Here is a 20,714-nt window from a genome sequence, read left to right as displayed (position 1 = left end):
GTTACTCCTCGATAAGTTTAATGAAATCTTCGACTAGCTGCGAGAGGACAAAGGGTTGCCCTGTCACCTCATTGTGTTGATGAGGTGCAAAGTCGGGAATAATGCCCCGTAGGTAGCGTGCGAACTGACCGCTGTTTTGCTCGGCTACAACGACCTTTTTATAGCGACGTAGTAGCTCCTCTGTGTTGAGTGGGAGCGGATTGATGAAGCTGAAGTGCAGGTGTGCAATCTTATATCCACGCTCGCGTACCTTGTGCGTAGCTTCGTAGAGGTGTCCGTATGTACCGCCCCAGCCTACTACGAGGAGCTCTGCATCCTGATCCCCTTCTACCTCGAGCTGGGGTATACAGTTAGCGATATAGTCTACCTTCTCCTGACGTGTCTTGACCATGAGAGCATGATTATCAGCATCTGTACTGATAGCGCTGGTCGTATAATTCTTCTCTAGACCACCGAGACGATGCTCGAAGCCTGGAGTACCAGGGACAGCCCAATAGCGGACCTTGGTCTCTTGATCGCGGAAGAAGGGCTTCCAGTTCTCAGCTGTTACTCCTTCGGGAAGCTTGGAGACGTAGTTAGGTTCAATAGTAGGGAGACTATTTAGATCAGGTATACGCCATGCTGAGGAGCCGTTGGCGATGAAGGAATCGGTGAGTAGGATGACAGGAGTCATGTGCTCTACTGCGATCTTCGCAGCCCAATAGGCATAGAGGAAGCAGGTGTCGGGGGTCGTAGCAGCTACGACTGGCATGGGAGCCTCGCCATTACGTCCATAGAGCGCCTGCATGAGGTCGGTTTGCTCGCTCTTGGTAGGTAGACCAGTTGAAGGACCTCCTCGCTGTACGTCGATGATCACTAGTGGAATCTCTGCCATCACAGCTAGGCCAGTAGCTTCACCCTTTAGTGCCAGCCCTGGGCCAGAGGTTGTTGTGACTGCCAAGTCCCCAGCAAAGGAAGCTCCAATAGCAGTACAGATACCTGCGATCTCATCCTCTGCCTGCACGGTCTTTACCCCGAGTGCCTTGTGCTTAGCGAGCTCATGAAGGATATCCGTAGCAGGAGTGATGGGATAACTACCGAGGAAGAGGTCTAGGCCAGCGCGCTCAGAGGCGGCGATTAGACCGTAGGCGGTTGCCTTGTTCCCATTGATGTCGAGATAGCGACCAGGGATTGGCTTCTGCGTCTCAATGCGGAAGATGCTCGCAGAAGCATGTGTATTGTGCCCGAAGTCATAGCCATGATTAAGTGAGGCTATGTTGGCATCACGCAGGGCAGGTTTCTTGCCGAACTTACGGTCGAGGAACTGCTCAGCAGGGCCTAATGGACGATCACAGAGCCAGCAGATTAGCCCTAGAGCAAACATGTTCTTACAGCGCAGGGCGGACTTAGCATCCAGCCCGAAGTCCTTCAGCCCTTCCTTGACAATGGAGGAGATAGGGGCAGGGATGACTTGTTGAGTCTTCAGACCAAGTTCCTCAAACGGCTCCTCGGTGATGTACTCTGCCTTACGGAGGTCATTGGCAGTGAAGGAATCGGTATCAATGATGATGATCGAGTCCTTCTTGAGATAGCCCACACTGACCTTCAGTGCTGCGGGGTTCATAGCCACAAGGATGTCGGCTCGTTCCCCAGGGGTGCGTACTGCACGAGAGCCAATCTGTACCTGATAGCCCGAGACACCACTGAGTGTACCTTGTGGTGCTCGTATCTCGGCAGGGAAGTCAGGGAAGGTCGAGATGGTGTTCCCCGTCATGGCGGAAAGATCAGAGAAAATTGTCCCCGTCAACTGCATACCATCACCCGAGTCTCCAGAGAAACGGATGACGATGTCTTTGAGCGTTTTGACCGCTTTCTGTTCGTCCATAGTTGTTTATATATCGTGTATGTGTCTTTGCAGTACGAGCCCGAGCTCTCGTGAGGGAGCCGTATCCATGTAGATTACCGTTAAGTGACCGAGTTCGTTCAACGCTGACATTCTGTTTGCATCTAATGTGCTTCACAAAGCTAATGAATAAAGTACATCTAAGCAAATTAATCTATTGGCCTGCCTCAAAATATAATTATATCTGTATCTCAGGGTGAAACTCTCCGAATATAGATTCCTTTTGGGGATGATAATTAACGTTTCTAGGCTGTAACCATTCTAATCTAGACCTTACATGCTATAAGCCCTACTAGCCCTTTTCTGTTATGCTTCATCCTCCGACTTTTGAGGTTGATTGCTAGTAAATTGTATGGATTAGGTATAGTCCTTGGGCTTCACTTGTGAGTTCATATTGATTGACCTCTTTGGGTATCCCATCTAGATGTGGTGTAATTCACTCGTATTTAAGACGTTGTACTTTTTTCTAAAAGTGCCTGTTACGAGTTATGGTAACTCGCTTCGACAAGTTATGGTAAGTCGTTCAAACGAGTTGTGGTGAGTCGCTACAGAGAGTTATGGTAAGTCATTGAGACGACTTACCATAACTCGTCACTCTTCCCTATAAGAGGCTTATAAAGAGGCTATTACAATGGGTCCCAATTCTGGCTATGCCTTTACCGCTGGGGGAGATATATAGTAGACTATAACTTCTTAATAATAAGCCTGCTAATTGTTCCCATAGAAACATTATGACTCACTCTAAATCCAGTAGAGTAGGTGTATATGTTACAGCAGAAATGTTGTCTTGAGGGGTGGTTTGGGTCTAGCTCTCTTAGGGAAAACTAGAGATGTCCTATTGCTCTGAGTAGATCGTTTGGCGCATCGGGATGATACCAGTGTACCTCAGAATCTCGTTTCCACCAGGTGAGCTGCTTGCGGGCATAGTGACGGCTATTGCGCTGGATGAGGCGAATAGCTTCGTCAAGAGGGATTGTGCCATCGAAGTAGGCAAATAGTTCCTTATATCCCACCGTATTCAGAGCATTCAGGTGGCGATAGGGGTACACTGCTCGAGCCTCAGCCTCCAGCCCCAATGATATCATCTGAAGTACCCGCTCATCGATGCGGGCATACAGATCCTCACGCTCTCGGGTTAAGCCAATCTTGATGATATCGAAAGGGCGAGACTTTGCCTGCCCTGTATGGAAGGAAGAAAATGGTCGCCCCGAGGAGAGGCAGACCTCGTAGCCATGTAGGACACGCTTGTAGTTGTGGTGATCTACTGTGGCATAGTATCTGGGGTCAAGGTGCTCCAGTTCGGAGAGGATAGGAGGTAGCCCCCCCGTCTCATAGCGATGCCAGACCTCTGCCCGAATAGCAGGATCCACGTCGGGTATCTCATCGATACCTCGGCATACAGCATCTACGTACATCATCGAGCCACCCGAGAGGAGCTGAATAGGGTGGTCAGAGAAGAGTTTCTCTAGCAGATGTAACACGTCGACCTCGTAGCTGGCTGCACTATACCTCTCGGTGACGCTGTGCGTCCCTACGAAGTAATGAGGCACAGCAGCCCGCTCCTCTGGAGTCGGGGCTGCTGTGCCTATAGGTAGCTCACGATAAATCTGTCGGGAGTCTGCTGAGAGGATACTACAGCCTAGCTGGCGGGCAAGCTGTACACCTAGGGCTGTCTTCCCTACGCCCGTAGGGCCTAGGAGGACTACAAGTGTAGGACGCTGGTCTCTAGTAGAGGCTCTCTGCATCGGCTATATCGAAGCCTTCGAGGTCGATATCACCCTCGTCGATGGAGTCCTCTTCTAGGCTATCCTCATCCCACACCTCTCCCGAGGCTGGAGCGACAGAGCGAGAGGCGGCCACATCTATGGAGGCAAGTTGCTGAGGAGCCTTGCCCTCTGAATGGGTGATGATGGGCTTGTCGAGGCTCTTCCCTGGGATCATCTCTACGAGCTCGATGAAGAAACCTCGCTCGGAGAGCATATCGAAGACGAAGAAGAGGTGCTGCCCCTTGTGATCAAGTAGCTCCTCAAGGGGGGTACTCTCCATCAGATAGCTATCGTATTCGGAGCCCATCCCCATATCCATCATCGTGACCTCCTGTTCCTTCTGCCAAGCTTCGTCGCAGATGTGGAAGGTAGTCAGCTCATCATGGGCATAGCCTACCGCATCGAGGATGAAATCATTCAGCTCGAGGAACGTGGCTTCGGAGTCAATCTGTAGCTCTCGCTTGAAGTAGTCGTTCTCATCAGAGAGCATTAATAGACGATAGATCATTCGGAAATCGGTATACTAAGGGTGAGTAATTACTTTGTAGCAGGGGTGAGACGCAGATGGAGCTCATCGAGCTGCTCTTGATCAATAAGTGAAGGTGCATCGATCATCACGTCACGCCCAGCATTATTCTTGGGGAAGGCGATGCAGTCTCGGATGCTATCCAGCCCTGCGAAGAGCGAGACGAAGCGGTCAAGACCGTAAGCCAGCCCCCCATGGGGAGGAGCACCATACTTGAAGGCATTCATTAGGAAGCCGAACTGCTCCTGAGCCTTCTCTGGCGTAAAGCCAAGCAGGTCAAACATACGTGCCTGGAGCTTGCTGTCGTGGATACGGATTGATCCACCACCGACCTCTACGCCGTTGATGACCATATCATACGCATTGGCTCGTACTGCACCTGGATCGCTATCCAGTAGGGGAATATCCTCGGGCTTGGGCGAAGTGAAGGGATGATGCATCGCATAGAAGCGTTGTGTCTCCTCGTCCCACTCGAAGAGCGGGAAGTCTACCACCCAGAGGCAGGAGAACTTCGTCTTGTCTCGTAGGCCCAACTGTGAGCCCATCTCTAGTCGGAGCTCTGAGAGCTGCTTACGCACCTTCATTGCATCATCACCCGAGAGGATGAGGATGAGATCGCTAGCCTTGGCACCAGTCTCTGTGGCTAGGCTCTGGAGCGTCTCCTGGGTGTAGAACTTATCGACACTGCTCTTGACCGTACCATCAGCCTCTATACGAGCATAGACCATGCCCGAGGCACCGACCTGAGGACGCTTCACGAAGTCCGTAAGTGCATCCAGCTGCTTGCGGGTATAGCTTGCTGCACCTGGCGCAACGATTGCTCCAATGTAGGCCGCATTGTCAAAGACAGAGAAGCCATGCCCCTGTAATACATCCTTCACCTCTACGAACTCCATGCCGAAGCGTGTGTCGGGCTTATCAGAGCCATAACGCTTCATTGCCTCATGCCAGCTCATACGAGGGAAGGGCATGGGGATATCCAGATTGAGCAGTTCCTTGAAGAGGTACTGCGTCATACCCTCAAAGATAGAGAGTACATCCTCCTGCTCCACGAAGCTCATCTCACAGTCGATTTGTGTGAACTCAGGCTGGCGGTCAGCACGTAGGTCTTCATCACGGAAGCACTTCACGATCTGGAAGTAGCGGTCGAAGCCACTGACCATGAGAAGCTGCTTGAAGGTCTGCGGGGACTGTGGTAGGGCGTAGAACTGGTTGGGGTTCATACGTGAGGGGACCACGAAGTCACGAGCACCCTCGGGGGTGGACTTGATGAGGACAGGGGTCTCTACCTCTAGGAACCCTTCGGCATCGAGGTAGCGACGTACTGCTAGAGCGAAGCGGTGACGTAGCTCGAGGTTGGACCTCACACAGCTACGACGTAGGTCTAGGTATCGATACTTCATCCTGAGGTCATCACCTCCGTCTGTATCATCCTCGATCGTGAAGGGAGGTACCTCCGAAGGGTTGAGGATACGAAGGGAAGCAACGGCGATCTCAATATCGCCCGTAGGGAGCTTAGGGTTCTTGTTCTCTCGCTCGGAGACTATGCCCACGATCTGGATCACATACTCACGTCCGAGCTTCTCGGCCTCGGCGACAAGTGCCTCTCCGACAACAGACTCATTGAAGACGAGCTGTGTGATGCCATATCTATCTCTTAGGTCGATGAAGGTCATCCCCCCCATACGACGTGCCTTCTGAACCCAACCAGCGAGCGTCACCTGCTCCCCGACGTTGCTGAGGCGCAGTGCGCCACAGGTAGTAGTACGATACATATCTATTGCTTCTCTTTTGTGGAGGAATAACCAGGTGAATAGTCTGTCCCTCGCTATGCTAAATGACGTTTAATGGTACAAAAATACAAAGATTATGGGGAGAAAAGCTAAGTATAAAGAGATGCACATTCCGTCCATGAGGACAATAATAGGGGAAAAGATTACATCCAGAGGACGGACTACCTCCCGGTTGTGAAATCTTAAATGGTGTATGGTGTTGGTAATGAGTTGATTATTTTGGATTTGAGGTGGGAGTGAAGGTTGCAGTTACTCAGTCAGATTGATTGCCATTGTAACTACTTGTACCTCGGTTGTTTGTGGGGATGTGTGACGAGTTACCATAAGTCGTAGTAGCGACTTACTATAACTCTCTGCGGAGAGTTACTATAACTCGTTTGAGCGAGTTACCATAACTTGCTGAAGCAAGTTACCATAACTCGTAGTGGGTACTTTTTGTTTATGATACAATGGGTTGATTTTGAGTGTATTATTTGATTTTTATCGGTGCGGAAAAAGTAGATGTTGATTGGGGGGAATTATGTGTATTTGAATATCCTATTCTTAACTACAAACGGGATAAACTTGCCATAACTCATCTTTGTACATTATTATATATAGTGTGTTCTTGTCCCTTCAGAGAAATCCGCTTCATTCGATATTGTATGTGGTGTCCTCATGTAGTGCATGCTAGTATGGGAGAGATGTCACCTCTTCGAGAGAGTCATGGTCGATAAGATTCGTTCGAGATTTACTTGTGCCTAGAGGATGTGCTGAAGGTGAGAAAGAGGAGGCTCTACAATCAGCTTCGTAAATGTGTAGGCTGAGCAAACCTCCCAGCATCCACACTTATAAGAAATTAGGATTATCTTTACAACGTTATTCACATTACTAACTAAACAAGTATTGTAATCATGGCAAATTGTTCGAAGGGAAACTTCCTACTCGGCGTGCTCCTAGGAGCCGCAGCGGGTGCAGCGGCAGCGTATTTCTCTGATCGTCACCGTCGTGAAGCTTTCGCAGATAACTTCTCCAGCTCAATGGAGCGAGCACGCGACAGCATCGTCGAAGGGTACTACGAAGCTAAGGAACGCTACAACAGATACCGCAACAAACTCACAGAGGAGGCCAATGACCTACTCGAGGAGATCGAATCGTCTGACGAATAAGACCTCCTATGAGTGAGGAGACCAAGGTGGGGGGCGCACAGCGATGCTCTGCCCGTGTGGCGAGGTTGCTATGCACCCTTCTCCCTGGTTGCTCCTTGATTAACTGACACAAGGAAACGATATGCAACGACACCACTCGGATCATTCCCCCATAAGTTTCATCAAGCATCTTACCCTGCTCTCTCGCCGGAGTATCGACTACTCTGTCCTCTCGGTAGGAGCCTTCTCGGGGCGTGCGCTGGCGACGGTCGTTACTTGGTGTATCCTCGGCTTCCTGCTCTTCCACCTTTTCCTATTCCTCAATATCGCTCTGGGGTTTGCTTTGGCTACTTGGAGTGAGAGTTCGCCTGCATTAGGGTTCCTTTATCTTGGTGGGGGATATGCAGTGCTTGTCTTGCTTTTCCTCCTCGTGAGACCACTCCTTAGTCGACGTATTCGCTCCTCTGTGGCTCGTGAGACACTCCGACAAACAATGGCACTGAATCATAAGATTGATTCTCTCCCATACGTCAATCGAGTGCCTTATAGGACATTTGCAAAGGAGCCAGACAGAGAGCCTGCCAATATCACGCTACAGTATGCACAGAACGAGACAATGATCGATATCGATCGAGCAGCTCGTGAGACAGTACGTGATAGTATTTATATTCGGAACTACTACCCAAGCCTTATTGCAGAGCAACTACGCAAGGAGACGATTGGCTATATCACAGATTTACCATTGATTGGGAAGGTCTTACAATTCCTCGGATCAAAGGATCCAACCTCAAAAGCTAAGCACAGGCATGCACAGCGAAGAGGACATGCTGGGAGGGGGGGAGCCCATCAATCTGAGGAAGGATACAAGAAATACCTCCCCTACGTGCGGATTGCTTGGGATTTTCTTCGCCCAACCCTGGTTGCATTGGCCATAGGTAAGGTTCAAGATGGGATCTTGGGGCTATTCCTTGGTAAGAAGAGTCGGAAGAAGTAAACGAGGAATACACACGATATATTTAGATACATGAAGAAGACCATTGTAGGGATAGGAGAGATTCTCTGGGATATTTTCCCTGATCGTAAAGCGCTGGGAGGAGCTCCTGCAAATTTTGCTTACCACTGTAAGAATCTTGGGCATGAGGCTTATGCCGTGAGTGCCATTGGGCATGATGCTCTCGGACAAGAGATTAAGCAGGAGCTAGAGTATAAAGGTCTACCAAGCATACTTCAGGAGGTAGATTACCCAACGGGACGGGTACTCGTGACTCTAGGAGCAACGGGGAGTGGCAACTATGAGATACAGGAGCAAGTCGCGTGGGATCATATCGCCTTCACAAGAGAGCTAGAGGAGCTAGCTAAACGAACCAATGCTGTGTGCTTTGGCTCGCTTGCTCAGCGCTCAGAGGAGACAGCGAACACCATCCATCGCTTCTTTGAGGTAATGCCTCAGGATAGCATCAAAATCTTTGACATTAATCTTCGCCTTAGCTATTATAGTGAGGCTCTTATCCGAGATAGCCTACAACATGCCACTATATTGAAGCTCAACGATGAGGAAGTCTCTACCATTTCTCAAGTCCTTCATCTGGAGGGATCCATTGAGGCAATCTGTCACCAAGTCTTGGAGCAATTTAATCTAGACTCCGTTATCTTGACACGCGGTGCCTATGGGTGCAATATCTATTCCTCACAGGGCAGTACATACCATCCCTCACGAGAGATAACGGTAGTGGATACCGTTGGAGCTGGAGATTCATTTACAGCTGGATATATCTCAGCTCTACTAGCTGGACGAGAGCGCCCTGATGCTATTCGTTTTGCTACGGAGCTTGCTGCCTACGTGTGTACTCAGCGTGGTGCAATGCCGACTATCCCAGAGGCTTACCAGAAGTGGCTTGATACATAGACTGAGGAGGTATACTTGGAGTACTCAGAATAATATGGCTATTTCCTAGAGCTGTAAGGTAAGAAAGTATAAAGCAGATATGGCCATCTCTCCCGAGATAGCCATATCTTTAATTTATCACTTAAACGGTTTACTATTTACAAGAGCTTTGCTATCAAAAGCCATATCACTCTCACTGTACAAAGGTAGAGCTAACTCGGAGGGGCAACAATACCTACATATCATGATTATTTAGTGTTTATATACCTAATAAAGTGGATTGTATAGGGGGCTATTAAGCTCTACCTTTGTCTCAGTGGTCAATGGATGACCACCTTCTTAACCCTCTTATTTATCGTATTTCATCTAATGAACTCCTATAAACATCTCCAAGGACAAGCCTTCACTACTCCTGTCTCTGCTCATTCCAAGATGAGCGATATCATCACGGGTAGCCCGATTGCATTGCTCATCATTACCCGCTTTGGCATCCCATTAGGGTTTGGAGACAAGAGCATTGGTCAGCTTTGCTCGGAGTACGGTGTAGACACCCGGACGCTGCTACTGCTGGTGAATAGCTCCATACTAGATGGCTACGATCCATCGACTGAGCAGATAGCCTCTGTGCACCTAGATAGCTTGATTGCCTACCTATCTAACTCACATGCTTACTTCCTAGATTTTCGTCTCCCCTTGATCCGGCAGCGTCTCCTTTCTGCAATCTCCAATTGCCCACAAGAGTTGGCTTATGTGATCCGCCGTTTCTTTGATGAGTATGTAGAGGAGGTACACAAGCATATGAACTATGAGGATCGTACAGTTTTCCCTTATGCTCGTCGTCTAGCTGCTGGTGAGCGAGATGAGCATTACAATATTGGAATCTTTAGTAGGCGCCATGACCAGATCGAGCTGAAGATTACTGAGCTAAAGAACCTTCTCATCAAGTACTACACTGCTCCCAGTGGCTATGAGCTAACCTCTGTGCTACATGATATTTTCAGTGTAGAAATTGACCTTGCTGCACATAACTATATTGAGGATGTGATCTTCACACCCTATATTCAATACCTTGAGAGCAAGACCGCCTAGGCCATGGCTCCATCATCCGATCGCTTAAATGGTTACCCCAATCAAGATAGCAATAGCCGAGCCCTTCTCTATCGTACGAGCAGGCCTTGAGGCTCAGCTACGTAAGCTCTTTCACTATAAGGCTCAGATCATAAACCTCTTGGATGAGAATAGGAGGGAATGGCAAGATGTGGCTGCAGTCATCTCTGCTGATATCTTTGTCTTGAACCCACTACTCACAGGCTCCAATCCTCGGTTATATCTGCCCAACCTTCCCTATGAAACGAAGCTCCTTGCGCTGTGCTATGGTCCATATGACCCGGTATCCCTCAAGGAGTTTGATGGCGTCATCAGTCTCTCCGATACGGCTCTACAGATCTCCGAGATAGTCGATCGCCTACTCCAGAGTGAGAATACGATTCCTAGCTCTAGCTCTGATTCGCAGAGTCTAACTCCACGTGAGCGTGAGATTATTATCTGCGTGGTAAAGGGAATGACTAACAAAGAGATTGCAGCGCAGCTTTTCCTCTCTACACATACTGTCATCACACACCGACGTAATATCTCGAAGAAGCTCCAGATACATAGCCCTAGTGGTCTAACAATCTATGCAATCATGAATAAACTTGTTGAGCTCGAAGATATCAAGTCGGAGCTCTAGCTTCTCTCTTCTCTCCGTAAATCTTTAGCCCTATTCTCTCACAGAGCAGTGAGGGAATGGGGTTAATTCTTTCCTCGATTTGTCCTAAAGAGAAGGCTTACTCATGGGAAGAGTAGGACGTTAAGGCGAAAGCGGGTACTCGTTCTATCTAAAGCTAAGGGGATGAATTTAAAGAGAGGAAATCAATAGTGATGCTTGTCATCAAAGGGGCTAGTAGAGTGAGGCTATCATGATGCTATTGTGATGCTATGGTGATGAATGAGGGCGAAGTCAGCGGATGGGTTGGTTAGGGGAGAGGCTAGGGGAGTGATTGATAAAAAGTGAGGCTGTGTCATGCTCGTCATGACACAGCCTCTTACTTAATATTTGGTGCCTTATTAGGCGAAGGGATGACTATTTACGAGCCTTACCCTTGGTAGCCTTGGCAGGAGCCTTCTTCACAGGCTGAGCAGGAGCCTCTGTTACTGCTACTGGAGTGAAGTCAATAGACTCAATGAGGGTAGTGAGGTCACCAAGAGTCGGAGAACCTACATCCAGTGTACCATCTTCGATGGCTGTATGCTTATCCTCCATCTTCTGCTGATAGTAGAGGCTGCTCAGGATGCCCTTTGCCCCTCCATCTGGGTTAGCCTTGTAGGCTGCCTCTAGAGCGGGGATAGCTGCCTTTAGTAGGTTGTCTGCTGTGGCGGCTTGTGCCTGTGTGAGGTTGGAGAGCTCATAGAGCTTAGCAGCGGAGTTGTAGAGAGCCTGACCGAGGTATAGGTTGGCATTGAAGTCTGTAGGATTAGCCTTCGCTGCCTTGTAGTACCATGAGAGAGCCTTCTTCAGGTCTGTTTGTTCGTAGAGGTTACCCGTCATCAGCAGAGCCATAGCATCGTTAGGATTAGCAGCGAGCTTGCTCTCTAGATACTTGACTGCTTCGTCTTGCTTGCCTTGCTTCTGGTAGATAGAGATGATGTTTGCTACGAAGTAAGGTACTTCAGGAGCGATCTTGTCTCCCTCGATGAGGATAGGGAATACGCCAGCTGTGTCCTGATTGGCTAGATAAGAAGCAGCAACCATCTGTAGGAGTTCCTTCTTATTTGTAGCGATGTCCCCAAACTTCTTATTCAGCTCAATAGCCTTAGCATATTCATTGGCTGTGTAGGCTGAAGCGATGGCGTAGTAAGCGACATTCATAGAGTTGGAGTCAATCTCTGATACAGCCTTGTCATCAGCAAAGAGAGGAGAACGCTTTACTTCGAGGTATTTCCCGAAAGCATCTGCTGCTTCAGCATACTTCTTCTGATCGAAGTAGAAGGAGCCAGCATTAAGGAGCTGTTGATAGTCGGCAGGTAGTGCTTCCTTGACCTTCTTGGCATACTTGAGCTTCACCTTGCCATCAACGGGCTGACTCTCGATGGTATATACCTGAAGCCAAGCTGGGATAACGTTTGCTAGGGCAACGTACATGGGAACCTTGTCTGCCCCTTGATCGAGGATGGACTTCTTCTGCTCGACATTGAAGTTTTCCCTTTCAACTAGCCCTGCTACGTACCAAGTGTAGGGATCATTCTTGGTCTCGTCATTTGCTAGTGCCTCTTTGATGAGACGGCGTGCTTCGGCAAAGTCTGCCTTATCACCCGATCCAGCTATCTTTTCAGCAGCCTTGACATTGGATACTTGTGCGAAAGCTCCTGCTGTGGTCATCAGACCGAGCGCCATAGCGCAAAGTAGTTTCTTCATTGCGGTTTCTATTATAGGGTTGTGTATATTAGTTGTTCAGCTCCTCATCCATAGCTCGTGCTACGAACTCGTCTGGGAGCTGGTTCGTTTCTTCTGTTGTTAGGACTTCTGTTGTGTCCTCTGCTGTCTCTTCCTGTTCTTCTTCGGTGAGAACTCGGCATACAGAGGCGATTTCATCACCACGCTTCTTGAGGTCGATGATACGTACCCCTTGGGTGGCTCGTCCCTGTACACTGATGTCACGGGCATGGATACGAATGGTAATCCCACTGCGATTGATAATCATCAGGTCGTGCTCATCTGTGACAGCCTCGAAGGCAACAAGCTCACCCGTCTTGTCTGTTACATTCAGAGTCTTTACGCCCTTCGTGCCTCTATTGGTGATACGGTAGTCCTCTACAAGAGAACGCTTACCATAGCCATGTTCGCTTACGACGAGGATAGATTCCTCTGTATCACGGGCTACGGAGATCATGCCAATCACCTCATCCTTGCCACCTTCATCAAGAGTCATCCCTCGTACTCCCATGGCATTACGCCCTGTGGCGCGCACAGTAGACTCGTTGAATCGTACCGCACGTCCGTAGCGGTTGGCTATGAGTATTTCACTGTTCCCATCTGTCAGGCTGACGCCTACGAGACGGTCATCATCTCTGAGGTCAATAGCGATGACTCCGTTGGTGCGAGGGCGAGAATATGCCTCTAGGAGAGTTTTCTTGATTGTCCCCCGCTTCGTACAGAAGAGAAGGTAATGAGAATTGACGAACTCTGGATCCTTGGTCAAATTCTTTACGCAGATGAAGGCATTGACACGGTCACCAGTCTCGATATTCAGTAGGTTCTGTAGGGCTCGCCCCTTCGATCCCTTCGTCCCCTCGGGTATCTCGTAGACCTTGAGCCAGTAGCAGCGTCCCATCTGAGTGAAGAGGAGCATCGTGCTGTGCATCGAAGCAGAGTAGATGTACTCGATGAAGTCTTCATCTCGGGTATCACTACCCTTTGCCCCTACACCTCCACGTGCCTGAGTACGGAAGTCTGTGAGAGGGGTACGCTTGATGTAGCCTAGGTGCGAAATGGTGATTACCATCTCATCGTCGGCATAGAAGTCCTCTGGATTGAATTCCTCGGCAGCGTATATGATCTCACTACGTCGAGCATCTCCATACTTCTCCTTGATTTCTAATAGCTCCTCTCGGATCAGGGCGGCACGTAGATCCTTGTCTGCGAGCAGAGCTTCGAGGTGCTCTATCTCCTTCATCAAGTCTGCGTATTCGGCCTTTAGCTTTTCACGCTCTAGTCCTGTGAGGGCCCTCAGTCGCATATCCACAATAGCACGTGCCTGGATGAGGGAGAGGGTGAAACGCTCCATGAGCTTCTCTACGGCCTCCTGTGGTTCACTGGCTGCACGGATGATGCGGATTACTTCGTCGATATTATCAACGGCGATGATTAAGCCCTCGAGGAGGTGAGCACGCTCCTTAGCCTTGTTCAGGTCAAAGACTGTACGGCGATAGACCACATCGTGACGATGCTCGATAAAGAGCGAGATGAGGTCACGTAGGTTCAGTAGCTGTGGACGTCCCTTGACTAGTGCAATGTTATTAACGCTGAACGAGCTTTGTAGTGCTGTCATCTTGTAGAGCTTATTCAGGACAACCCCCGAATTAGCATCACGCTTGATGTCGATGACAATGCGTATCCCCTTACGATTGGATTCGTCAGAGATGCCTGATATGCCCTCAATCTTCTTCTCTGTGATCAGGTCGGCGATGCTCTTGACCAGCTCGCTCTTATTGACCTGATAAGGGATCTCGGTGACGATGATACGTTCGTGGTTATTGTGCTCCTCTATCTCACAGCGGCTGCGGATAACGATGCGACCACGCCCTGTCTCGAAGGCTTCCTTCACCCCAGCATAGCCGTAGATGAGTCCACCCGTAGGGAAGTCTGGAGCCTTGACATAGTGAGCAAGACCAGCAGCGTCAATGTCCCCATGGTGGTCAATGAATGCTACGCAGGCGTCAATCGATTCCCCGAGGTTATGTGGAGCCATATTTGTGGCCATCCCGACAGCGATACCAGCAGCTCCATTGACTAGGAGGTTAGGGAATCGGGTGGGGAGGACGGTAGGTTCAAGGCGAGTGTCATCGAAGTTTGACTGGAAGTCCACCGTGTCCTTATCGATGTCACGGAGCATCTCGGCGGCGAGCTTACCCAGACGAGACTCTGTATAACGCATGGCTGCTGGAGAGTCACCATCGATAGACCCAAAGTTCCCCTGTCCTTCGACTAGCGGATAGCGTAGGTTCCATGGCTGAGCTAGGCGCACCAAGGTACCATAGACGGAGGAGTCACCATGTGGGTGATACTTCCCCAGTACTTCCCCTACGGCATTAGCACATTTACGGGTTGGTTTGTCAAAGGTGTTACCCGTCTCATTCATCGCATAGAGTACACGACGATGTACGGGCTTAAAACCATCACGTACATCAGGAAGGGCACGAGAGACAATGACCGACATAGAGTAGTCTATGTAGGCTGTCTTCATCTCGTCCTCGATGTTGATGTCTATGATTCTGTCTTCTCGATCCAGCATTCTAGTTTATACCACTATTATATGATGACGTATGGACATATCCAGTGATGGTACGCCCTAACAAGGCTCTAAGATACTACATTTTGGCCAAATACCGAGCGCCACGTCAACTGGGAGCCAAGACATGCGCCTATGAGTATATATACACGCTGATTAACAGCCTTCTTTGATCGCCCTATGTATCCTCAAAAAAACGTTATGATAGTAAACCGAAGTTCACTATCATAGCGAACTTCGGTTTACTATCATAACGTTTTTCCTCGATCCATGCATGGCATGCTTTTAGCCTCTCTCATAAGTATCTAGCCTAAGTGCTATCTTTATGCGAACAAAGAGTTACTCATTAGCCATAAAACAAGATGAAAGAAAGACTAGAAACGGATCGTCTCATCCTACGCCCTTGGGTTGAAAGCGATGCAGAGGCTCTATACAAATATGCTAAGAATCCCAATGTGGGGCCAATCGCAGGTTGGCCTCCGCATGCAAGCGTTGAGGATAGTCGGGCAATTATTCAACACGTGTTGTCCTGGACAGGTAACTATGCTGTAGTCCTGAAGGAAACAATGGAGCCCATAGGGTCTTTCGGTATCATGACGCCAGAGACGGGTGCTACAGTCGAAGGTCTTACTGACCGAGAATATGAGTTTGGGTACTGGATAGGGGAGCCCTACTGGGGACGAGGTTTCATGCCCGAGGTCATCACAGAGGCGCTACGCTATGCATTTGAGGAATTAAAGGCTGAGGCTATTTGGTGTGGGTATTACGATGGTAATGCAAAGTCCCAGCGTGCGCAACAGAAATGTGGCTTTAGACACCAATACACTCGTCAGGGCGTCTCTGTCCCCCTCCTCGGAGAGATAAGGACAATACACGTTACATGTATTACGCAGGGAGAATGGCGGGAGTCTGAAGAAGCAAAGAAAAAGGAATAGAGGACTCCTCTATTCCTTGCCTGTATGACCGAAGCCTCCGTGTCCTCGGTCGGTGTCGGATAGCTCTGTCGTCAGTTGCCATTCGACCACCTCATGTCGAGCGACTACCATCTGTGCTATACGCTCTCCATCCTGAATGGTGAAGGGCTCATTGGAGAGATTGATAAGTGGGACACGAAGCTCACCACGATAATCCGCATCTATCGTCCCTGGGCTATTGATCACCGTAATGCCATGCTTCATGGATAGGCCACTACGAGGTCTGATCTGTGCTTCATAGCCCAGAGGAAGCTCCATATAGAGCCCGGTGGGAATGAGTGCCCGTGCCAAAGGCTCTAGGACAATGGGGCTGGGGAGACAGGCACGAAGATCCATTCCTGCTGCTCCTAGCGTAGCATAGGCAGGGAGCTCATGTGGGGATGTGTTGATGATCTTTACGGATAGCATAATGAAAGATATGAGGGTGAATAAGCGGGCTACTTGGTAGTATGTGCAGGTTCGGGATCTTTCCAATCGCCATGCTCCTTAATTAGGTTGATGAGGTGCTCTACAGCCTGTGCCTGTGGAACGCTTTTTTTTATGCACTCTTGTCCCTTATATAGGTCAATCTTACCCGGTGCAGCACCGACATACCCGTAGTCAGCATCAGCCATCTCGCCTGGCCCATTGACGATACAGCCCATGATGCCTATCTTCAGCCCCTTGAGGTGAGCTGTGGCTGCCTTGATTTCAGCAATCGTGTTCTGAAGGTTATAAAGTGTACGACCACAGCCTGGGCAACTGATGAACTCTGTCTTGCTCATCCTAAGGCGCGTAGCCTGGAGTATGCCGAAAGAGGTTTTCGTAATCTCATCTGCCGAGAGGTAGGGATTATCCAGGCAGAGTCCATTCCCCCATCCGTCCAATAGGATGCTCCCACAGTCGGCTGCCGCACAGAGTCTAAAGAGATCAAGGTCTGGAGTGCAATAGGTACGCTTGAGCAGAATGGGGTTCTTCACCCCCGCTCGGTGTAGCTGAGTGAAGCCCCACCGCCATTCAGCAACAGGGTTCTCACCTCTGCTCTCTAGCAGAATGAGTGTCTGTGGGCTATCAAGCAGGGTGTCTATGGTCTCTGGTGTAACATGACCACAATCCACAATGAAGGTAGATATCCCAGCGATCGGCGTACCATTGGGGAGCTGAAGCTGCCCATGCTTAGTAAGGATAGCATCAGGACGTTGCTCCTGTGCATTTGGTGATGTCTTGGAGGAAGTCTGTACGACAATAGGAAGGTTTGCGCCACCAACAAACGAACCAATGGCAGATGTATTTCGCCGGGCATCACGGCATAGATTACGATATTCGCTCCAGAGAGGTAGTTCGCCCTCGGGTGGGCTCATAGTCTCTCGCTGGGCAATATAGTCTACCAGCGCGCGTGCCACGGGTATCTCACACTCGGGTTCTTCGCTTAGGGAGACTCGGATGGTATCACCAATGCCATCAGCAAGGAGTGATCCAATCCCTACGGCACTCTTGATACGTCCATCTTCACCTTCACCAGCCTCTGTCACGCCGAGGTGTAGTGGGTAGGCAGGATAACCCAATTCATCCAATCGCTCTACGAGTAGGCGCACAGCAGCGGTCATCACTACTGTGTTGGAGGACTTCATCGAGATCACGATGTCGTGGAAATCATGCTCACGGCATACATCGAGGTATTCAAGGCAACTCTGGACCATCCCTTCTGGTGTATCGCCATAGAGCATGACCATACGTTCGGAGAGCGAACCATGGTTCACCCCAATACGCAATGCACGCTTCAGCTCCTTTGCTCGTTCTACGAAAGCCCCGAACCGCTCGCATACCTTCTCATGCATTGACTTGTAGACCTCCTCATCCCACGCTACATTCCCCTTGTTGTCTACGTAATTACCAGGGTTAATACGTACTTTCTCAACGTGCTCAAGTGCGGTATCTGCTGCCGTGGGATTGAAGTGTATATCAGCGACGAGTGGGGTGGTGATACCTTTGGCTCGCAGGGCTTGATGGATGGCTCCGAGGTTCGTTGCTACGCGTTTGTCTTGCGCCGTGTAACGCAGGTATTCAGCTCCAGCAGAGATGATGCGCTCGGCCTGTGCCACTGCCGCCTCGGTATCAAGGGTAGAGGCTGTAGCCATTGATTGTACTCGTACGGGGTAGCCTGTACCAAGCGGAGTATCCCCGATATGAACAACAATGGAGGAGCGTCTATGATAGCGGCATGGAAGAGCACCTGTAGATGGTGCTTGACTTTCGGACATAGAGTGGATCAGCTGTATGAAATAGTAAGCCCAGAAGGTGATAATCTACCTTCTGGGCTTACAACAAGTGGTAGTAGGATTAGTTCGTCTTATGCTTGTACTGTAGCTGTGATAGCTCTTGGTTAGCCTTGACTACCTTGTCCTTGAGTGATTCCTTATAAGCCTCTAGGCGACGATATAGCTCCTCGTCAGAGGTGGCCATCATCTGTACAGCCAGAAGGGCTGCATTCTCAGCGGCATTGATCCCTACAGTAGCCACAGGGATACCCGGAGGCATCTGTACGATGGAGTATAAGGCATCGACACCCTCTAGGCTAGCTTTGATCGGCACGCCAATCACTGGTATCGAGGTCATCGAGGCAATGACACCACAGAGGTGCGCGGCCATACCTGCAGCTCCGATGATTACCTTTACTCCTCGCTCTTTCGCTGTGGTAGCGAAGGCTTCCACTTCCTTGGGTGTGCGATGAGCGGACAATGCTAGTATCTCAAAAGGGATACCTAATGCATCAAGCCGGTTCGCTGCCTTCTCCATGATGGGCAGATCAGAGGTACTGCCCATGATGATACTGACTAGGGGAGTCACGTTAGCCTGCTATTAGCTTCGTGTAGTCAGCTGCACTGAGTAGGCTATCGAGGTCACTTGCGTTGGCAGGCTTGATCTTGATGATCCAGCCCTTGCCATAAGGGTCGCTGTTGACTAGCTCTGGCTGATCCTCTAGTATTGGATTAAGCTCGAGGACCTCCCCTTCGATAGGTAGGAGTAGGTCGGAGACGGTCTTGACGGCTTCTATTGAGCCAAAGACTTCTTCTGCGCTTAGGGATTCTCCCTCGGTGGGGACATCAACGAATACGATTTCGCCTAGCTCTCCCTGAGCGTAGTCCGTGATGCCTACATAGACAACGTCACCTTCGAGGCGTGCCCATTCGTGGTCTTTAGTGTACCGTAGTTCTTGAGGAGTGTTCATGCTCTTCTCTTTTGGGTTTATGAAGTTAGTTAAACTGCTATTTGTTTGAGTTCTTAGTAGCAAAGATAGCGAACATATTCGTAGTGTGTATCAATGGGAGGAATTTCTTTCATCCCTGCCTCTTTAGAGTAGAATAGAGGCACCCAAAGCGGCATAAGAGAGTGCTCCCTGAGGCAAGAATGTACGACCACAGGAGGCATCTAATTGCACTTTGTGGCTAATCATGTAGTTGAGCCCGAAGTCTATGCCATGAATAGGGGAGGAAGAGGATTTGAAGGAGCCGTAGTACTCAATGAAGCCGTTTAAGTCCCCGATAAGGTTGCAATACAGCTCTGCCGTAAGTAGGGCTGAGCGGAAACCATCGCTTGAGGCTACATTGTACACTAGGGCAATGTCACGGGTCAACTCATTTTCAAAAGCTAAACAGAGGTCTGGTGTCCATTTCTTCGTCTCAGCCCAACTGTAATTCAGATACCCGACTAGGGTCATCTTCGGTATCCAACGCTCCCCTGAGAAGAGACCGAGCTTGGAGCTCAGTGTCACATCATCAAATGTCCATTGTCCGCCACGTACATGATTGGTAGCACCCTCCAAACGTAGCTCCCAGTCTTTTACTAAACCGTAGCGTAGCATCAGCTCACTCGTTAGTCTCTTCCCCGAAGCAATACCGAATCCCCACTCGACTTGTAGGTGATGAGGGGGGAGTATGCCCACGCCCTCGCTTTGGTCAGGACGATCGGGATCAATCCGTTCAGATTGCTGGGCATTAAGCTCCACCAAGGTAATGCAACCTAGGACAATAGTACTTAGCCAGCGCATGGCATATCTTATATTCATCTTATCCCTTTTTAGTCTGAGTTGCAAGCTCTATCTATTTCGAAGTTCAGTGCAATACCTACCCCTATTTTGCTTGTAAATATAGGAGAAAATAGATAAAGAGAGCGGGCGACCAGAATGCTCTTCTGATGCGCCCCCTCTCTTTAATATGAAGGGTGTCTGGAGAAGGTTAGATGCCTATCGCTGAGCCTCCCTCGCCTTGCCCAGGGGTACTAGGTGCTGGCTTACTTGGCTTTGCCTTCTTCTTGGGTCGAGGTTTATGCTCTTCCTTTAGCACCTCAAAGGATAGGTTTTTAGCAATCAGGCGCATTTTCTTCTTCGGGAAGAAGCGTACAACCTGATGGGCGATGGAGGTTGCATCGACAGCCTCGAAGGTATCCATCATCTTCCCCGTGGCAATTGCCTTGAACGAACCTAAATCGGCAAGATCCACTGCTCGTCCTGCAGATAGCTCCTCCTCGACGATGTCGTAGAGTGCAATCACGGCAGCCCGAAGGTCTGCGCGTGTGATCCCAGTGGTGCGGGTGATACGTCCCTCCACCTGCTCCCAAGTGGTACGGGGATGTTCTTCTTGGATGGCGTAAAAGACGGTCTGCCCTTTACGCTTGCCAACGTACAGTTTACGCTTGGCAATCTTGAATTTTAGTGCCATACTGATGAATAAAATTA

At 49.6% G+C, this 20,714-nt stretch carries 18 protein-coding genes; 6 read left to right on the top strand and 12 right to left on the bottom strand.

Annotated elements, in window-relative coordinates:
• Position 1 precedes the first annotated feature (1 nt).
• From HMPREF0636_RS04420 to aspS, 4 genes are all read right to left on the bottom strand, one after another.
• Positions 2 to 1,864: a 2-oxoacid:acceptor oxidoreductase subunit alpha gene (locus tag HMPREF0636_RS04420; protein WP_005469415.1), complete on the bottom strand. Its 1,863-nt coding sequence runs from the start codon at positions 1,862 to 1,864 to the stop codon at positions 2 to 4.
• Between the two features lie 842 nt (positions 1,865 to 2,706).
• On the bottom strand, positions 2,707 to 3,627 hold the full coding sequence (gene miaA / locus HMPREF0636_RS04415; RefSeq protein WP_044168761.1) for a tRNA (adenosine(37)-N6)-dimethylallyltransferase MiaA: 921 nt from the start codon (positions 3,625 to 3,627) through the stop codon (positions 2,707 to 2,709).
• Positions 3,608 to 4,156 (bottom strand): IS1096 element passenger TnpR family protein, encoded by a 549-nt coding sequence (locus HMPREF0636_RS04410; RefSeq protein WP_005469411.1) that lies wholly within the window; start codon positions 4,154 to 4,156, stop codon positions 3,608 to 3,610. Before HMPREF0636_RS04410 ends, miaA begins: the two co-directional genes overlap by 20 nt.
• A 29-nt stretch (positions 4,157 to 4,185) precedes the next feature.
• The gene (aspS, locus tag HMPREF0636_RS04405; RefSeq protein WP_044168759.1) at positions 4,186 to 5,949 is read right to left on the bottom strand and encodes an aspartate--tRNA ligase; all 1,764 of its coding nucleotides are present in this window, start codon (positions 5,947 to 5,949) and stop codon (positions 4,186 to 4,188) included.
• A 911-nt stretch (positions 5,950 to 6,860) separates the two neighbouring features.
• Here aspS and HMPREF0636_RS04400 point away from each other — a divergent pair.
• The 5 genes from HMPREF0636_RS04400 (at position 6,861) to HMPREF0636_RS04380 (ending at position 10,708) form a co-directional block, all read left to right on the top strand.
• Positions 6,861 to 7,115 (top strand): YtxH domain-containing protein, encoded by a 255-nt coding sequence (locus HMPREF0636_RS04400; RefSeq protein WP_005469404.1) that lies wholly within the window; start codon positions 6,861 to 6,863, stop codon positions 7,113 to 7,115.
• Positions 7,116 to 7,236: 121 nt separating this feature from the next.
• Positions 7,237 to 8,088, top strand: a complete 852-nt coding sequence (locus HMPREF0636_RS04395) for a hypothetical protein (protein WP_044168758.1) — start codon at positions 7,237 to 7,239, stop codon at positions 8,086 to 8,088.
• 30 nt (positions 8,089 to 8,118) lie between these two features.
• Complete coding sequence (locus tag HMPREF0636_RS04390) at positions 8,119 to 9,000, top strand: carbohydrate kinase family protein (protein WP_044168757.1); 882 nt, start codon at positions 8,119 to 8,121, stop codon at positions 8,998 to 9,000.
• Between the two features lie 348 nt (positions 9,001 to 9,348).
• A complete protein-coding gene (locus HMPREF0636_RS04385) occupies positions 9,349 to 10,068 on the top strand; it encodes a hemerythrin domain-containing protein (protein WP_044168775.1) in 720 nt (239 codons plus the stop codon).
• 28 nt (positions 10,069 to 10,096) lie between these two features.
• The gene (locus HMPREF0636_RS04380; RefSeq protein ID WP_005469397.1) at positions 10,097 to 10,708 is read left to right on the top strand and encodes a helix-turn-helix transcriptional regulator; all 612 of its coding nucleotides are present in this window, start codon (positions 10,097 to 10,099) and stop codon (positions 10,706 to 10,708) included.
• Between the two features lie 393 nt (positions 10,709 to 11,101).
• On the opposite strand, the gene HMPREF0636_RS04375 is transcribed toward HMPREF0636_RS04380, so the two are convergent.
• Together HMPREF0636_RS04375 and gyrA are read right to left on the bottom strand one after the other, a co-directional pair.
• The gene (locus tag HMPREF0636_RS04375) at positions 11,102 to 12,433 is read right to left on the bottom strand and encodes a tetratricopeptide repeat protein (protein ID WP_044168756.1); all 1,332 of its coding nucleotides are present in this window, start codon (positions 12,431 to 12,433) and stop codon (positions 11,102 to 11,104) included.
• A gap of 28 nt (positions 12,434 to 12,461) precedes the next feature.
• Entirely contained in the window at positions 12,462 to 15,029 is a 2,568-nt protein-coding gene (gene gyrA, locus HMPREF0636_RS04370; RefSeq protein ID WP_044168755.1) for a DNA gyrase subunit A, read from the bottom strand.
• A 359-nt stretch (positions 15,030 to 15,388) separates the two neighbouring features.
• Between gyrA and HMPREF0636_RS04365 the strand changes: the two genes are divergently transcribed.
• Positions 15,389 to 15,961, top strand: coding sequence for a GNAT family N-acetyltransferase (locus tag HMPREF0636_RS04365; protein ID WP_044168754.1), 573 nt, complete (start codon positions 15,389 to 15,391; stop codon positions 15,959 to 15,961).
• A 9-nt stretch (positions 15,962 to 15,970) separates the two neighbouring features.
• On the opposite strand, the gene dut is transcribed toward HMPREF0636_RS04365, so the two are convergent.
• The 6 genes from dut to HMPREF0636_RS04335 form a co-directional block, all read right to left on the bottom strand.
• Positions 15,971 to 16,408, bottom strand: coding sequence for a dUTP diphosphatase (gene dut, locus HMPREF0636_RS04360; protein ID WP_005469393.1), 438 nt, complete (start codon positions 16,406 to 16,408; stop codon positions 15,971 to 15,973).
• A 29-nt stretch (positions 16,409 to 16,437) separates the two neighbouring features.
• The gene (gene ispG, locus HMPREF0636_RS04355) at positions 16,438 to 18,240 is read right to left on the bottom strand and encodes a (E)-4-hydroxy-3-methylbut-2-enyl-diphosphate synthase (RefSeq protein WP_044168752.1); all 1,803 of its coding nucleotides are present in this window, start codon (positions 18,238 to 18,240) and stop codon (positions 16,438 to 16,440) included.
• Between the two features lie 79 nt (positions 18,241 to 18,319).
• Positions 18,320 to 18,826, bottom strand: coding sequence for a 5-(carboxyamino)imidazole ribonucleotide mutase (gene purE / locus HMPREF0636_RS04350; protein ID WP_044168751.1), 507 nt, complete (start codon positions 18,824 to 18,826; stop codon positions 18,320 to 18,322).
• Position 18,827: 1 nt separating this feature from the next.
• Positions 18,828 to 19,208 (bottom strand): glycine cleavage system protein GcvH, encoded by a 381-nt coding sequence (gcvH, locus tag HMPREF0636_RS04345; protein WP_044168749.1) that lies wholly within the window; start codon positions 19,206 to 19,208, stop codon positions 18,828 to 18,830.
• A 123-nt stretch (positions 19,209 to 19,331) separates the two neighbouring features.
• Positions 19,332 to 20,045: a transporter gene (locus HMPREF0636_RS04340; RefSeq protein ID WP_052328746.1), complete on the bottom strand. Its 714-nt coding sequence runs from the start codon at positions 20,043 to 20,045 to the stop codon at positions 19,332 to 19,334.
• Positions 20,046 to 20,214: 169 nt separating this feature from the next.
• On the bottom strand, positions 20,215 to 20,697 hold the full coding sequence (locus HMPREF0636_RS04335; protein WP_248616872.1) for an HU family DNA-binding protein: 483 nt from the start codon (positions 20,695 to 20,697) through the stop codon (positions 20,215 to 20,217).
• Between the last annotated feature and the right edge of the window lie 17 nt (positions 20,698 to 20,714).

Origin of the sequence: Porphyromonas catoniae ATCC 51270 (assembly GCF_000565015.1) — a bacterium.
Classification (GTDB): Bacteria; Bacteroidota; Bacteroidia; order Bacteroidales; family Porphyromonadaceae; genus Porphyromonas; species Porphyromonas catoniae.
The sequence above is the reverse complement of the archived record's forward strand: the minus strand, read 5'-3'. Positions and strand labels throughout refer to the sequence as shown.